This window comes from Xanthomonas cannabis, from assembly GCF_040616535.1.
GTDB lineage: Bacteria > Pseudomonadota > Gammaproteobacteria > Xanthomonadales > Xanthomonadaceae > Xanthomonas > Xanthomonas cannabis.
Genome location: NZ_CP136580.1, coordinates 567,968 through 583,423, shown reverse-complemented (window position 1 = coordinate 583,423; position 15,456 = coordinate 567,968). Strand labels below are relative to the sequence as shown.

The following is a 15,456-nucleotide window of genomic DNA, read 5'->3' as shown; positions in this document are numbered from 1 at the left end:
GCTTGCGTCTGCTCAGTGCTTACGCCTGTGCCTGACGCGGTGCTGCATGGCTTGGGCTTGCGAGCCCTCAGATGTGCATCGCGTCCCGCTGTGTAGAAACAAGCGGGCCTTAGAGCGCCTTGCCGCCGCGGTCGCGGCAACCCCAGTTCAGGATCGGCGTGCCGGCAGGCAGCACCTGGCGGAACAACGCTTCGCGATTGGCCTTGGGATTGACCACCACCGGCGCGCGGGCCGCCTTCAATAGCGGCAGGTCTGCCGTGCTGTCGGAATAGGCAATGGCAATGTCGGCGTAGCCGCGCTCGCGCAACATGCGCATCTTCTCTTCGTTGTGGCAGTGCCGCCGCGCGGTGACCGCACCCAGGCGCGGGCCGACCAGGCTGCCGATCACCGGTACATCCTGGTGGGCGACAAAGCCGAGAATGGCGCGCGCAAGCTCGGGCGGCGCCCCCGTGGCGACCACCACGCGATCGCCGGCGGCGCGATGGTCGGTGAACACCTTCAAGGCGTGGGGCAGCAGGCGCTGCCGGATCTGTGCTTCATGCTTGAGCACGTAGGCGTCGATGAACCGGTTGAACTCGCGCGCGCGGTGCAGGCCGAACGTGGCGATCCAGACGTAGCCGGACACGCCGCGCCGGCGGGTGGGCAACATCGCCACCATCGGCCCCAGAATGGGCGATGCCAGCAGCGCTACCAGCAGGCGCAACGGGTTGCGCTTGATCAGCCAGGCGAACAGATGGCTGCCGGAATCGCCGTCGTACAACGTGTGGTCGAAGTCGAAGACCACCAGCGGTGCATCGTCGCGCGGTGCGGGAAACGACTCAGTCATGCGCGAAGAATAGCTGACGCAGCGACTCGCCGGGTTCGGGCGCGCGCATGAAGGTCTCGCCGACCAGAAACGCGTTCACGCCGTGGCTGCGCATCAGCTGCACGTCGGCATGGGTGACGATGCCGCTCTCGGTGACCAGGACGCGGTCGCGCGGTACCGCGGCGCGCATGTCCAGGGTGGTCTGCAGCGACACCTCGAAGGTGCGCAGGTTGCGGTTGTTGATGCCGATCAGCGGCACCGGCACCTGCACCGCGCGCTCGAGCTCGTCGATGTCGTGCACTTCCACCAGCACGTCCAGCCCCAGCTGCATGGCCAGACCGGACAGGTCGGCCAACTGCGCATCCTCCAGTGCCGAGACGATCAGCAGGATGCAGTCGGCCCCCAGCACGCGCGCCTCGTAGACCTGGTACGGGTCGACGGTGAAATCCTTGCGCAACACCGGCAGCGTGCAGGCCTCCCGCGCCTGGCGCAGGTAGGCATCGGCGCCCTGGAAGAAATCCACGTCGGTCAGCACCGACAGGCAGCTGGCGCCACCAAATTCGTAGCTGACCGCGATGTCGGCCGGGTGGAAGTCCGGGCGGATCACGCCCTTGGACGGGCTGGCCTTTTTCACCTCGGCGATCACCGCCGGGTCGCCGGCGGCGATGCTGGCCTGCATGGCGGCGGCAAAACCGCGCGTGGACGGCAGATCCGCGCTGCGCGCGACCAGCTCTGCCAATGGCACGCGCGCGCTGCGCTCGGCCACTTCGTCGGCCTTGCGGGCAAGGATGGTGTTGAGGATGTCGCTCATCGTATCGGGTCCTGGCGGGCGGGCATTATCGGTCAAGACGGCGACACCGCACCGTCGCTGCGCGCCCACCTGCGCAGCATGCCTGCGCACTGGTGAGGATGCCGCGGTGTGATGGCCGGCGCAGTGCTGGCAGGTGCATGGTCAGGCCGATGCGGCGATCTGGCGGGTGAAGGCGACATAGCCGTCCAACCGCGCGCGCGCCGAGCCATCGGCCAGCACCGCGCGGGCGCGCACGACGCCGTCTGCGATGCTCTCGGCCACACCGGCCACGTATAGCGCAGCGCCGGCGTTGAGCGCGACGATGTCCAGGGCGGGGCCGGGCACGTTGTCCAGCACCTGCAGCAGCATCGCGCGCGATTGCGCAGCATCGGCCACCTTGAGGTTGCGGCTGGCCGACATGGCGATGCCGAAGTCTTCCGGGTGCACTTCGTACTCGCGTACCTGGCCATCGCGCAGTTCGCCCACCAAGGTGCCGGCGCCGAGCGAAAGCTCGTCCATGCCATCGCGGCCCCACACCACCAGTGCGCGCTCGGCGCCCAGTTCCTGCAGCACACGCGCCTGGATGCCGACCAGATCCGGGTGGAACACGCCCATCAGGATGTTGGGCGAACCGGCGGGGTTGGTCAGCGGGCCGAGAATGTTGAAGATGGTGCGCACGCCCATTTCGCGACGCACCGGCGCCACCACCTTCATGGCTGGGTGATGCACCGGCGCATACATGAAGCCGATACCGGTGTGCGCCAGCGAGGCCGCCACCTGCTCGGGTTGGAGCTCGATCACCGCGCCCAGCGCTTCCAGCGCATCGGCACTGCCGGACTTGGACGACACGCTGCGGTTGCCATGCTTGGCCACCTTCGCGCCACCGGCCGCAGCCACGAACATCGCGCAGGTGGAAATATTGAAGGTGTGCGAGCCATCGCCGCCGGTACCGACGATATCGACCATGTGCTGGCGATCACTCACCTCTACGCGGCGCGAGAACTCGCGCATCACGGTGGCGGCGCCGGCGATCTCGCCGATGGTTTCCTTCTTGACCCGCAGCCCGGTGAGGATGGCGGCGACCATCATGTCCGACACCTCGCCACGCATGATCTGCCGCATCAGCTCGACCATTTCGTCGTGGAAGATTTCGCGGTGTTCGATGGTGCGCTGCAGGGCTTCTTGCGGTGTGATGGGCATGGGAACAACCGTGGCAGAACGTGATGGGTGGCTACGCAGGCGACGTGCGCCGCGCTCGATCAGTGTGGGAACGCGCGGAAGCTAGCAGATGTACCAAGGCCAAGCAGCTGCACCTGTGGCGATCATTGGCCTGGACGCTTCATGCGAAAGCGTGCCTGCGGCTGCACTTCGTAGTAATCGGCCGGCCCGCCTGCGCGCAGAATCGTCTGCACCGCGGCCGGGTCGTAGATGCCCTCGTACAGTGCCGACGCCGCCAGATGCACGCCGACGACCTCGCCCAGCACCAACCAGGTCTCGATGGCGTGGCCGGTGGCGGTCTGCAGCGGCAGCAGCTGGCTGAGCCGGCATTCGAAGCTCACCGGACTGGCGGCAACCCGTGGCGCAGCGATCAGGCGTGATGGCGCCATCTGCAGGCCGGCAAGATCGAATTCGTCGACTTCGGAGGGCACCATCGCCGCGCTGGCGTTCATTGCTTCGGCCAGCGGGCGGGTCGCCAGGTTCCAGGTAAATTCGCCATTGGCCTCGATATTGCGCAGGCTGTCCTTGCGACCGATGCTGGCAAAGCCGACGATCGGCGGCGTGTAGTTGAAGGCATTGAAAAAGCTGTACGGCGCCAGATTGGCAATGCCCTCGGCGCTGCGCGAGCCGATCCAGCCGATCGGTCGCGGGCCGACGATGGCATTGAACGGGTCATGTGGCAGACCGTGGCCTTGGGTCGGCTCATAGAAATGGACGTTGTCGTCGGGCTGGTTCATCGTGAAGCGATCTCGGGTGACTGCGACGCGCGCAGGCATTACTGGGTGGGAAAAGCGCTGGTTGCATGCGTCGGCGACCCCGTCCGCGAGCAGCGGCGCAGCGTCTCGTAGACAGCCGCGCTCCCCATTGGTGCGTGGATGCCGATGCAAGCTGCGCCGATGACGACCATGTGCGCGAGGACCATCGCGATCAACGCTGCAGAAAATTTTTCAGCAGTGCATGACCGTGCTGGGTCAGGATCGACTCGGGATGGAACTGCACGCCTTCCACCGGAAACTGGCGATGGCGCAGGCCCATGATCTCTTCCACCGAGCCGTCCGGATTTTCGGTCCAGGCGGTGACTTCCAGCGCGTCCGGCAGAGTGGTCTTGTCCACCACCAGCGAGTGATAGCGCGTGGCCTCGTAGCTGTCCGGCAGGCCGGCGAACACGCCCTTGCCTTCGTGGCGAATCGGCGAGGTCTTGCCGTGCATGATGTTGCCCGCCCGGATCACATCGCCTCCATAGACCTGACCGATGCTCTGGTGGCCCAGGCACACGCCCAGGATCGGCGTGGTCTGCCCCAGCTGTTCGATCAGCTGCAGCGAAATGCCGGCCTCGTTCGGCGTGCACGGACCGGGCGAGATCACGATGCGCTCGGGCCTGAGCGCGGCGATCTGGTCGACGCTCATCGCATCGTTGCGCACCACCGTCACCTCGGCGCCCAGCGCCTGCAGGTACTGCACAAGGTTGTAGGTGAAGCTGTCGTAGTTATCGAGCATCAGCAGCATGGCAAAGGACTCATTGCGCGATCAGGAAGACCGCATAGATGTTTTCGGTATAGGTAATGGTGCCGGTCAGCAGACTTTCGCCAATGCCCTGCGCACCCGCGCTTGGAGCGGGCGGCGGCGGTGGGGCCGGTGGAGATGGCGGAGACACCACCGAGCCCGGCCTTGGCGCATTGGGGGCCGACCAGGTGCCTGCTTCGACGCCGTAGGCAAAGCTGGGGGCGACATCGGAAATGCTGTAGATCCCACCAAGGCGCACGCCATAGGCGGCCGCGAGCCCTTGGGCGGATTCGCGCGACTGCGTGGCAGCTTCGCGCTTGAGCTCAGCGCGCAATGCAGCTGCATCACCGTAGGCGGTCTGCATCGACAGCACCTGCACGGACTCACTGGCGTCCAAGCCGCCCAGAAAAGCACGTACATCCTTCAACGATGTAAAGGTGCCGCGGATCTTGCGCTCCACCCGGGTCCCTTCGAAGACGGACTTGCCTGCCTCGTAACGCGACTGCGGGGCAATCGTCAGCGCGGAAGCATAAAGCGAATCTTTGAGTACGTGATTTCGCTGCAATCCATCCAGAACAACCCGTGCACGGTCTTCAACGAACTTGCGCGCCAGATCGGGCTGCGGATCGGTCTTGCTGACCTTAAGGTCGATGATGAAGCGATCCGGGTCCACCGTGCGGAACGCCTGACCTTTCACCAGCAAATGCGGCTGCGAAGGCAAGGTATTGATCTGCGCTGCGCCCACGGCGGGCAGGATCAGGGCAGCGGCAAGCACCCAAGCGATGATCTTTTTCATTGTCGTCTTCCTTGATGTCTATTCATGGCCCTGCACGGCAGGACCCTGCAGCAGAGCTGCAACATCCGCACATAGGCGATCCACCGCTTCGGGCGTGGTGGCCCACGACGTCACGAAGCGGATCACATGACTGCCGTCGGCGCGCAGTTCCCAGCACTCGAAGTCGTAGCGTTGTGCCAGCTGCGTAGCGTGTTGCGCGCTGACGGCGATGAACTGTTGATTGGTCGGCGAATCGCTGGTGAAGTGCGCGCCGGCCGCGAGCAGGCCGGCGCGCAGGCGTTGCGCCATGGCGTTGGCGTGCGCGGCCAGTTCGAAGAACAAGCCGTCTTCGAACAACGCTGCGAATTGCGAACCGAGCACCATACCCTTGGCCAGCAATGCGCCACGCTGTTTGATCAGGTAACGCAGATCGGCCTGCAATGCGGGATTGACGATGACCAGTGCTTCGCCGAGCAGCGCGCCATTCTTGGTGCCGCCGATGTAGAACGCATCGGTCAGTGCGGCAATGGTGGGCAGATCCAGATCGTTGCCGTTGGCAGTCAGCGCGGCACCCAGGCGCGCGCCGTCCAGGTACAGCAGCAGATCGTTTGCGCGGCAGAATCGCGACAGCGCGTCGAGTTCGGTGTGCGTGTAGATGGTGCCGCTTTCGGTGCTGTTGGAGATATAGACCAGGCGCGGCTGCACCATGTGCTCGTTGCTGTGCACCTCCAGCACCGGCGCGATCAATGCCGGGGTCAGCTTGTCGTGCAGCGCAGGCACGGTGAGCACCTTGTGGCCGGTGGCTTCGATGGCGCCGGTTTCATGCGTGGCGATGTGCCCGGCCTCCACCGCAATCACCGCCTGGTGCGGGCGCAGGAACGCGCTGATCGCAATCAGGTTGGTCTGCGTGCCACCGACCAGCAGATGCACATCCGCGTGCGGTTGCGCAACGGCAGTGCGTATTAACTCTGCAGCACGTGCGCTCAGCCGGTCGGTGCCGTAACCGGCGTGCTGCTCGGCGCTGGCCTGCGCCAACGCCTGCAGCAGACGCGGATGCGCGCCTTCGCTGTAGTCGTTGCGGAAACTGATGCGCGCTCCACTACCCTGCCCGTCCATCACAGGCCCTTGGCCGCCTGGGCGACTGCGCGGAACAGTGCGCGGCCCTTGTTCATCGTCTCCTGCCATTCCAGATCGGGGTCGGAGTCATAAACCACTCCGCCGCCGGCCTGCACATACAGATAGCCGTCCTGGATCACCGCGGTGCGGATGGCAATGGCGGTGTCGGCATCGCCGTGCCAGCCGATGTAACCGACCGCGCCGGAGTACACGTTGCGCTTGACCGGCTCCAGCTCGCGGATGATTTCCAGCGCACGGATCTTCGGCGCGCCGCTGACGGTGCCGGCCGGAAACGTGGCGCGCAGCACGTCGCTGTAATTCAGGCCGGCCTTGAGCGTGCCGGTGACCTCGCTGACGATATGCATGACGTGGCTATAGCGTTCGATCACGAACTGCTCGCCGACCTTCACCGTGCCCGGTTCGGCGACGCGACCCACATCGTTGCGGCCCAGATCGATCAGCATCACGTGCTCGGCGCGCTCTTTGGGGTCGGCCAGCAATTCGGCTTCCAGTGCCTTATCCAGCTCCGGCGTAGCACCGCGCGGGCGAGTGCCGGCGATCGGGCGCACGGTCACCACGCCATCGCGCAGGCGCGCCAGGATTTCCGGCGAGGAGCCGACCACCTGGGTGCCGCCGACGTCGAGAAAATACATGTACGGCGAAGGATTCAACGCACGCAGCGCGCGATACACATCCACCGGGCGCGCGCGGAACGGCACGCGCAGCCGCTGCGACGGCACCACCTGGAAGATGTCGCCGGCACGCACGTATTCCTGTGCCTTGCGCACCACCGCGTGGTACTCCTCGCGGGTGAACGAGGAATGGAAATCCGATTCGTCGATGGCATCGGAAATCTGCGCCTGCGGATAGCCGGCGCCGCCCTGACGCAGGCGGTGCGCCAGTTCGTCCAGACGCCGGTTGGCGCGCACATAGGCCTGCGGCTGGCGCGGGTCGGCGTGCACGATCAGGTACAGCCGGCCCTTGAGGTTGTCGAACACCGCCAGCTCTTCGGAGAGCATCAGCAGCATGTCGGGCGTGCCGAGTTCGTCGGGTTTGTCGCCACTACCCAGCCGCGGCTCGATGTACTGGATGCACTCGAAGCCGAACCAGCCCACCAGCCCGCCGGTGAAACCGGGCAGGCCATCGAGTTGCGGCACCGAATGCTCGGCGCGCAAGGCATCGACTTCGGCCAGCGGGTCGGCGACCTCACGGGTCTCGATGACTTCGCCGTGCTCGCTGACTTCCAGCGTGTGGCCGCGGAAGCTGTACACGCGCCGCGCCGGCAGGCCGATGATGGAGTAGCGCCCGAAGCGCTCACCGCCTTCGACCGATTCGAACAGGTAGGTGTAGGCGCCGTCGGCGAGTTTGAGATAGACCGAGAGCGGTGTGTCCAGGTCGGACAGCACTTCGCGGACAACGGGGATACGGGTGTGACCTTCAGCGGCCTGGCGCTGGAACTGCTCTGCAGTGATCAAGACGACTTTCCTTCCGGGACTCTGTGGCGGGGCGGACGACGGCAACGGGCCACCATCGCCACCAGCGGCGAGCGGAAGAGAAGGAGCGTGGGGTCGTCAGGCGGGACACGCGGGTACTGTAGCGCAAGTGTCGGCCCAGGGCAGCAGGCCGGGGCCAAAGCGGTGGGAATTGCGAAGGCGGGCTGGGGTTGTGTGGGCTTGCGCATTGGCTGATGTCGGACACGGGCAGCGCGCGTCGGGATGTGGGCGTGGTGCGCTGTAGGAGCGGTTTTGCTTTGGAGCATGGGTCGTGGTGGCGGCACCAATGTCGGCGCAGGGACCCTCACCCCAACCCCTCTCCCGGCGGGAGAGGGGCTTAGGGCCGCGTGCTGGTTGCTGCGCTTGTGATGCAGCCACTCCGCGTATGCCGTCGTTGCTCAGCTTGTAACGCAGCGATTCGCTTCTACCGGAGGTGATTGATTTGAATGCGACTGCCCAAAGACAGCTGGCCTTGATCGTCGGGATTGCATGGCGCTACCCGTTCGCGCGCATGCATCGACCGGGCGACCGCACATCAGCGCAGGCCGATCACGCTCTTCCGATTCCCGATTCCCGATTCCCCGCGCTCAACCCCCGACCAATGGACAGTCGGCAGGCAAATGCATCCGCAACCGCGCCGGGACGCAGGCGATGCGGAAATGCAGCGAGGTTTCCGGTTCGCCGTCCAGGTTCAGGGTCAGCGGTTGGTGGGACGCGATCTCCAGCCACGGCACGCGGGCGCGCACGGCCACGCGTTCCAGGGCCGCCTGCTTGCCGCCGGTGACCAGGGTGCCGAGGGTGGCGGCCACTTCGCCGTTGAGGGCTGGGACGATGGTGACATCCAGCAGGCCGTCGTCGATCAAGGCCTCCGGGCACAGCGCCTGGCCGCCGCCGGCCTGGCGCCCGTTGCCCAGGCCCAGCGCGATGAATTCGCCGTCCCACTCAAAGTCCGGGCCGCTGAAGCGGGCGCTGATCGGGTCGATCCGGCCCAGTCGCGACATGCCGGTGATCAGATAGGCCAGCCCGCCGAGCATCTTCTTCAGGCCTTCGTCGGTTTCCACGGTGACCTGGGTGCCGAAGCCGCCGCTGGCGACGTTGGCGCACCAGTGCGGGCCGTGCGCGGTGTCCAGGCGCAGCAGGTCGATCGCCTGTGCCGGGCGCTCGGCGATCAGGCTGAGCGCCTCGAAGGGTTCGATGGGAATCATGGCCGCCGTGGCGAAGTCGTTGGCGGTGCCCAGGGGCACCAGGCCCAGCGATGGCAGGGTGGCCGCGTCGGCGTCGTGATGCGCCAGGGCGGCAGCCACTTCGCTGAGCGTGCCATCGCCACCGGCGGCGATCACCGTCTGCACGCCGTCGGCCACGGCCTCGGCGACATAGCGCTCGGCATCACCGTCTTCCCAGGTGACCCGGACCTCGAGCTGCAGACCGCGCTTGCGCAGCGTTCCCACCGCCTCACGCAGGTCCAGATTGTCGGTGGACTTGCCGTTGAGGATCAGACGCCAGTGGGACGGGGCCATGCGCGCTGCCGATGCTGTAAGGGTGATTGGCGCAGGCTAGCAGCGCGCCACACTGGGGATCGTGAATACGTGATGTCGCCCGGCTGTCATTGCCATGTCATGGCTGACCCGGAGGATAGAAGGCCATAGCAGGGATGACGGGCGGAGGCAGGATCAGCCTCCAATTTTCTTGAAGGCCGCTCCGATGGGGCGGCCTTCCTTTTGTGGCCACCGGGCCGGCCAACAGGCCTACTTCAAGAAGATATGGCCGGTCTTGAAGTCGATGACGGCGTCATTCTTGAACATCAGGCCCGACGCGAGCACACCGTCGTAGCGGGATTCGGCTTGGGATGAATCGTAGGCATTGCGATCCCACGCCTGCAGGGGAGCCGGGCGCAAATGCGTGCCGTCGACGGTCAGCGTTGTCGGGCCGACAACGTCAAAGACCGGGACAACCGCGCCCGCCGGCCCGGCCTGCTGATCGGGCCGGACCTTGAGGGTAAGCCGGTACCTGTCCTTCAACGTTGCGTCCACGGCATCACCTGCCACCGTACTGACCAGCATTTTCGCCGGCACTCCGTTGATGGACGCACGCACGTAATAGAGCTTGCCTTGGTCATCCCAGTGCATGGCGTGCTGGCTGTAGCCGGCCTTGACCAGGCCGGCATCGAACGCCTGAGCGGCCGCGGCGCTTGCGGGGACGGCCAGTTGCCGGCGCCCGTAATCGATGATGGCGCCGCGGTCGTGCAACCACAGGCTGCCAAGCATGCCGTCCTTGAGTTTGCCGTCCGCAGCGTTCTGCAGCACTTCGAAGATTTCGACACGCTTGTTCCGGGCCACGTCGTTGCCAACCGAGATCTCGTTGGCGTGCCCGTATTGGCGGCCGAGCGCGCTGACCTTGCCTTCGGATTCGATGCCGAACGTGCGCTTTTCACCCTCCAGCGCGATCCCCGCCCGGGCCGCATTGGCGTGCGTGGTCTGCATGTAGAACGACGCCAGCGAATGCAGCATCAACGAAAACGGCTGTCCGTTCAGGCGGGCCGGGACGAATGCGCGCACGCCAGAGGACTGACGAATGGTGAGCCTGGTCCACTGCAAGGGTGCGGCGACCGCAGCGTCCGTGGAGACCGCGGCCGGCGCGGCCTGCAGCAGGCCCGGCCCAGCGAGCAGGCCGACGCCACCCAACACGGTGGCGACACAACGGGTGTAGAAGGCGTTCATCTGGCATCGGTGGCGCGCATGGGGACTCCGATGCTGAAAGGCCACCCCATGCGAGGTCAACCGGCCGAAAGTCACAGGTTCAGGCCGGCTGTGACGTCCAGCGCTCGCGACAATGGCAATGTCGGCGCTCGATTGCGCCGACACCTGCCGCGCCGCCCAGGTCGTTCAGCCACTGGCGCGCCCCACTTTGCGGCTGAAGCCAGATCTGCGCGTCGGCGTAATGGCCCGACGTCCCGCGGCGACGCGACCGCTGCGCTCAGGTGCCGGCGGCAAACGCGGCCAGGCGTTCGCCATCGAGCCGGTACACGGTCCAACCGTCCATCGGGCGGGCGCCGGCCGCCTGGTAGAAGTCGATGGCCGGCTGGTTCCAGTCGAGCACCGACCACTCGAAACGCCCGCAGCCGCGCTGCACGGCCAGTTGCGCCAGATGCCGCAACAGCGCAAGCCCGGCACCCCGACCGCGCGCCTGCGGGCGCACGAACAGGTCTTCCAGATACAGGCCGTTGCGACCCAGCCAGGTCGAGTAATTGAAGAAATACACCGCAAAACCCAGCGCCTGGCCGTCCTGCTCGCAGATCAGTGCGTGCGCGGTGGCGCCGTCGCTGAACAGGCTGGCGTGCAGATCGTCCTGAGTGGCCGTCACCGCATCCGGCTCGCGTTCGTAGACCGCCAGTGCGGTGATCAACTCGTGCAACAGGGACACATCCGCGGGCGTGGCACGGCGAATCTGCGGCGCGGGCTGGCTCATCGCGCCGCGTCCACGGCCGCGCGCATCTGTGCGATCACCTGCGCATAGTCGGGCGCGTTGAAGATCGCCGAGCCGGCCACGAAGGTGTCGGCACCGGCCGCGGCAATCGCGCCGATGTTGTCGGCCTTGACCCCGCCGTCGATTTCGAGCCGGATCGGCTTGCCGGTGGCGTCGATCTTGCTCCGGATGGCACGCAGCTTGTCCAGCGCCGACGGGATGAAGGCCTGCCCGCCGAAGCCCGGGTTGACCGACATCACCAGCACCAGATCCAGCTCCGGCAGCACCCAGTCCAGGATATCCACCGGCGTGGCCGGGTTGAGCACCAGTCCGGCCTGGCAGCCGTGCGACTTGATCAGCTGGATGGTGCGGTGCACGTGGCGGCTGGCTTCGGGGTGGAAGCTGATGGTGGTGGCACCGGCCTCGGCGAAGTCCGGCACGATGCGGTCCACCGGCTCGACCATCAGGTGCACGTCGATCGGGGCGGTAATGCCGTGCTTGCGCAGCGCCTGGCAGACCATCGGGCCGATGGTGAGATTGGGCACGTAGTGGTTGTCCATCACATCGAAGTGCACCCAGTCGGCGCCGGCCTTCAGGACGTTGTTCACCTCCTCGCCAAGGCGGGCGAAATCAGCGGACAGGATGGACGGGGCGATCGCCGTCGATTGCATGGGCAGCTCGTAGGAAGACGGAAACCGCATTGTCGCAACCCGGCCCCGGCGAGGAAAGGCGTGCATCCGTGGCGGGCTCTGCTGCGTATGCCCTTGACCGGCGCGCCGCGCCCGACTTGAGGAGACTTCATGAAAACCACCCCGCTCGCCTCCGCTGCCATCGTCCTGCTGGCCCTTGCGCCATCGGCCTGGGCGCAATCCGGCCCGGCCGACTGGTCCGGCTTTTCCATCGGCGCCAATGTCGGCGGTGCCGATCCGGCCGGCGTCTCCGGCGGCCGTTTTGGCTTCGATACCAATCTGGATGGCCGTGACGGCGATCAGGTCAGCACCGCCACCGGTGCCGATGCGTTTTCTCCGGGCTTCTGCGGCGGGGCGGCCGCCGGCCGCACGCCGGCCAGCGGCTGCAGCAAGGACAAGGGCGGTGCCGAGTACGGTGCGCGGCTGGGCTACGACTGGCAGGTCGGCAACTGGGTCTACGGCGTGGTGGCCGAGTACACCCGCAACGACATCCGCGACAGCGTCAGCGCCTTCAGCACGACGCCTGCGCTGTACACCTTCACCCGCCAGCTCAACCGCACCGCCGCGCTGCGCGGCCGGATCGGCTATGCGTTCGGCGAGCAGGGCGACTACCTGGCCTACTTCACCGCCGGCGCGGCCCGTGGCGAGTTCGATCACCGTTTCGTCAGCAGCAACACCGCCAACAGCTTCACCGGCAGCGGCGGCGACAGCGCCAATGGCTACCAGGCCGGTGTTGGCCTGCAGCGTCGCTTGAGCGACAACGTGTCGGTAGGCGTGGAATACCTGTTTACGCGCCTGCAGGACGAAGACACCCGGGTGCGCGTTGGGCCGGGCACCGCGCCGGCGACCAACCCGTTCCTGCGTGTCAATCCGGCCGGCACCGATCTGCGTCGCACCGATACGGACTTTTCCACCAACGCGGTGCGGCTGACGGCGACGTACAAGTTCTGATTGCTGACTCGCAGTGCTGTTTTCCGGCCAGCGCTAGCTGCGCCGTGCAACACGGCTTGATGTCCTGGCCAGACCTGCGAATCACGCATTACTTCTGCGTATCGCGCCAGGCCCCTCTTCCGCCGGGGGTGAGGAGGCACACGCGCCACTGGCGCGTGTGCCTTGGAGCGCCGGCGCCGCAAGCGCGGGCCGTGGCACGCAGCGGGGGCTGGGATGAAGGTAGGGCCGACCCATCGGCGACTCGACTTCCCCACTCACGTTTCACACCGTTCTGGCGGTACCCACACACAACCACGCGCCATGCGATCAGCGCTTGCGCATCCGCTGGATACGATCGTAGGCGGCATTGATCTGGCTGGCCTTTTTCTCCGCCTGGCGGCGCGCTTCCGGCTCGGCGTTGGCCACCTTGTCCGGGTGATAACGCGACATCAGCCGCCGATAGGCCAGGTCGATCTCGGCCGTGGTCGCGTCCGGCTCCAGTCCGAGGGCCTCATACGGGTTTTCCGCACGCCGCTTGAACCAGCCGGCATCCACCGCGTGGCCGATGGCCAGGCCGATCATCAGCCCCACGAACGGCGCGCCCCGGAACAGCAAGGCGCCGGCCAGTGCGCCGAGCAGTTTTCCGTACCAGGACATGGGCGATCGGGCGTGGGGAAGGCGGGTTGGCGATCTTACCCGAACGCCCGTCCGGCCTGGCTGACGGGCCCTCTACAGCTGGTACGCAGAGCCGCCCGACAAATCCCAGCAGGGCGCCACGAAGCGCCGTACACTACGCGGCCCGCTGCCCACCCGCGGGCCCGCCGGGTCCCGGGGACAGCGTCATAGCGACGTCCTTAGGAGTGCCTGTGTCGACCACGCTGTTGCAATCCGATCTGCCCGGCCTGCCGTTGCGTCACCGTGGCAAGGTCCGCGATGTCTTCGATATTCCGCGCGACCGCCTGCCCGCCGACGCCCCCCCGGGCGACTACCTGTTGATGGTGGCCACCGACCGCCTGTCCGCCTTCGATGTGGTGCTGCCGGATCCGATTCCGGGCAAGGGCGAGATGCTGTGCCAGGTGTCCAACTTCTGGTTCCACAAGACCGACCACCTGATGCCCAACCACCTGGTGGACATCGGCGTCGAGCAGGTGCTGCCCGACGGTGTGGACCCGGCCCTGTACGCCAAGCGTGCCGTGGTGACGCGCAAGCTCAAGCCGGTGCCGGTGGAAGCGATCGCGCGCGGCTATCTCATCGGCAGCGGCTGGAAGGACTACCAGCGCACCGGCAAGATCAGCGGCATCGAATTGCCCGACGGCCTGCGCCAGGCCGAAAAACTGCCCGAACCGATCTTCACCCCATCGACCAAGGCAGCGGTCGGCGACCATGACGAGAACATCGACTTCGATGCGATGGTCAAAACGGTGGGCGCCGAACTGGCCGAACGCGTACGCGATGCCACCTTGCGCATCTACCGCTTCGCCGCTGATTTTGCGGCCGAACGCGGCATCCTGCTGGCCGACACCAAGTTCGAGTTCGGCACCGATGCCGATGGCCGCCTGTACATCATGGACGAGATGCTGACCCCGGACTCGTCGCGCTACTGGCCGGCCGACCAGTACGAAGTGGGCGCCAGCCCGCCGAGTTACGACAAACAGTTCGTGCGCGACTATCTGGAAACCCTGGACTGGGGCAAGACCGCACCCGGCCCCAGCCTGCCGGCTGACGTCATCGATCGCACCCGTGCGAAATACGCCGAAGCACTGCAGCGACTGGCGGGGATTTCGGTCGATTGATGCTGTAAGCCCCGGGGACGGGGCTTTGGTCGAGCGGTCGAGGGGGGAGATGTGCACGGGCACATCCGAGCGCAGCGGATGACAGCGGACGCGTAGCCGATCACACGGCAATGCCGTGCCATCGGATGCGGCGCGAGCTTCTTCGTCGCCCACCGACTGGCCGGCGCAACCGGACCACACACTGCAGGTAGAGCTTGACGATGTCGTTTCCTTTATCCAGCGCTCGTGCACTGCTGCAGCGTGCCTCGATTGCTGCGTTGCTGTTCACAGCCGTGGCATGCACTGCCGGCGAGCCGGCCGCGGCCGTGACTGCGCAGCCGGCATCCCGCCCGCTGCCAAGCGCCGTTGCACCGCCCCCCGCTGCAGGCAATCACCGGTTTGCCCCGGTGATCAGGGCAAGTGGCGTGACATGTACCGATGCGACATCCGCCACCGGCTGCACGGCGGGTAACCTCGATGCAGGCGATTTCTACGATGTGGACGTGTTACCCGAGTGCGGTGACGATGGATTCTTCGCAGGCGTCTCGCGCGCATCTGGAGCCGAGGCACTCGATGCGGTGCCGGCCACCGGCAGCGCTGCAACCGCCACTGCCCACCTGGCGCAGGGGCAACTCGTCTGCATCCAGGCCATCGCCCGTGGCGGGCAGAACCCGCGCTATTACTACGTGGTCACCATTCCGGCCAGCCGTGTCGCGGCATGCGCAGACAGTGCACTTTGTGAAACCTATGGCGACAGGGCGATCAGGCGTCTGAAGCCGGCTGATGGCACGCTGTGTCGTGCCGCTGCCCAGGGCCGGCACGTTGGCGACTGCGCACAGGGATGGATCGATGCACAGGCGCTGGACGTCTTTTCAAACGGCATGTGAGTGCGACGGGCACGTC

16 protein-coding genes are annotated in these 15,456 nt (G+C 66.3%); 3 read left to right on the top strand and 13 right to left on the bottom strand.

Annotation, left to right across the window (positions count from 1 at the left end; genetic code table 11):
* Window positions 1–109: 109 nt before the first annotated feature.
* The 12 genes from RZV17_RS02470 to rpe form a co-directional block, all read right to left on the bottom strand.
* The gene (locus tag RZV17_RS02470) at window positions 110–826 is read right to left on the bottom strand and encodes a haloacid dehalogenase-like hydrolase (protein ID WP_047693412.1); all 717 of its coding nucleotides are present in this window, start codon (window positions 824–826) and stop codon (window positions 110–112) included.
* Complete coding sequence (gene trpC / locus RZV17_RS02465; protein ID WP_047693413.1) at window positions 819–1,616, bottom strand: indole-3-glycerol phosphate synthase TrpC; 798 nt, start codon at window positions 1,614–1,616, stop codon at window positions 819–821. The genes RZV17_RS02470 and trpC overlap by 8 nt, the downstream gene beginning before the upstream one ends.
* A 141-nt stretch (window positions 1,617–1,757) precedes the next feature.
* A complete protein-coding gene (trpD, locus tag RZV17_RS02460) occupies window positions 1,758–2,795 on the bottom strand; it encodes an anthranilate phosphoribosyltransferase (protein ID WP_184553261.1) in 1,038 nt (345 codons plus the stop codon).
* Between the two features lie 122 nt (window positions 2,796–2,917).
* Complete coding sequence (locus RZV17_RS02455) at window positions 2,918–3,550, bottom strand: flavin reductase family protein (RefSeq protein WP_355606955.1); 633 nt, start codon at window positions 3,548–3,550, stop codon at window positions 2,918–2,920.
* Between the two features lie 190 nt (window positions 3,551–3,740).
* A complete protein-coding gene (locus RZV17_RS02450) occupies window positions 3,741–4,319 on the bottom strand; it encodes an aminodeoxychorismate/anthranilate synthase component II (RefSeq protein ID WP_039413282.1) in 579 nt (192 codons plus the stop codon).
* 10 nt (window positions 4,320–4,329) lie between these two features.
* On the bottom strand, window positions 4,330–5,112 hold the full coding sequence (locus RZV17_RS02445) for an SIMPL domain-containing protein (protein WP_184553267.1): 783 nt from the start codon (window positions 5,110–5,112) through the stop codon (window positions 4,330–4,332).
* An 18-nt stretch (window positions 5,113–5,130) separates the two neighbouring features.
* Window positions 5,131–6,207 (bottom strand): beta-eliminating lyase-related protein, encoded by a 1,077-nt coding sequence (locus tag RZV17_RS02440; RefSeq protein WP_355606951.1) that lies wholly within the window; start codon window positions 6,205–6,207, stop codon window positions 5,131–5,133.
* A complete protein-coding gene (gene trpE / locus RZV17_RS02435) occupies window positions 6,207–7,682 on the bottom strand; it encodes an anthranilate synthase component I (RefSeq protein WP_184553271.1) in 1,476 nt (491 codons plus the stop codon). The genes RZV17_RS02440 and trpE overlap by 1 nt, the downstream gene beginning before the upstream one ends.
* A gap of 605 nt (window positions 7,683–8,287) precedes the next feature.
* Entirely contained in the window at window positions 8,288–9,217 is a 930-nt protein-coding gene (gene yegS, locus RZV17_RS02430) for a lipid kinase YegS (protein WP_039412760.1), read from the bottom strand.
* Window positions 9,218–9,445: 228 nt separating this feature from the next.
* Entirely contained in the window at window positions 9,446–10,417 is a 972-nt protein-coding gene (locus RZV17_RS02425) for a hypothetical protein (RefSeq protein ID WP_355606948.1), read from the bottom strand.
* A 256-nt stretch (window positions 10,418–10,673) separates the two neighbouring features.
* Window positions 10,674–11,165, bottom strand: coding sequence for a GNAT family N-acetyltransferase (locus RZV17_RS02420; protein ID WP_355606945.1), 492 nt, complete (start codon window positions 11,163–11,165; stop codon window positions 10,674–10,676).
* Window positions 11,162–11,833, bottom strand: a complete 672-nt coding sequence (rpe, locus tag RZV17_RS02415) for a ribulose-phosphate 3-epimerase (protein WP_047693978.1) — start codon at window positions 11,831–11,833, stop codon at window positions 11,162–11,164. Before rpe ends, RZV17_RS02420 begins: the two co-directional genes overlap by 4 nt.
* Before the next feature lie 129 nt (window positions 11,834–11,962).
* Between rpe and RZV17_RS02410 the strand changes: the two genes are divergently transcribed.
* Window positions 11,963–12,802, top strand: a complete 840-nt coding sequence (locus RZV17_RS02410) for an outer membrane beta-barrel protein (RefSeq protein WP_355606941.1) — start codon at window positions 11,963–11,965, stop codon at window positions 12,800–12,802.
* A 306-nt stretch (window positions 12,803–13,108) separates the two neighbouring features.
* On the opposite strand, the gene RZV17_RS02405 is transcribed toward RZV17_RS02410, so the two are convergent.
* Window positions 13,109–13,438 (bottom strand): DnaJ family molecular chaperone, encoded by a 330-nt coding sequence (locus tag RZV17_RS02405; protein ID WP_039412744.1) that lies wholly within the window; start codon window positions 13,436–13,438, stop codon window positions 13,109–13,111.
* 209 nt (window positions 13,439–13,647) lie between these two features.
* Here RZV17_RS02405 and RZV17_RS02400 point away from each other — a divergent pair, with 209 nt between their 5' ends.
* Both RZV17_RS02400 and RZV17_RS02395 read left to right on the top strand, forming a co-directional pair.
* Window positions 13,648–14,574 carry a phosphoribosylaminoimidazolesuccinocarboxamide synthase gene (locus RZV17_RS02400; RefSeq protein ID WP_355606938.1) on the top strand — a complete coding sequence of 309 codons (927 nt, stop codon included), beginning with the start codon at window positions 13,648–13,650 and terminating at the stop codon, window positions 14,572–14,574.
* A gap of 200 nt (window positions 14,575–14,774) precedes the next feature.
* On the top strand, window positions 14,775–15,440 hold the full coding sequence (locus RZV17_RS02395; protein ID WP_355609120.1) for a hypothetical protein: 666 nt from the start codon (window positions 14,775–14,777) through the stop codon (window positions 15,438–15,440).
* Window positions 15,441–15,456: the final 16 nt, after the last annotated feature.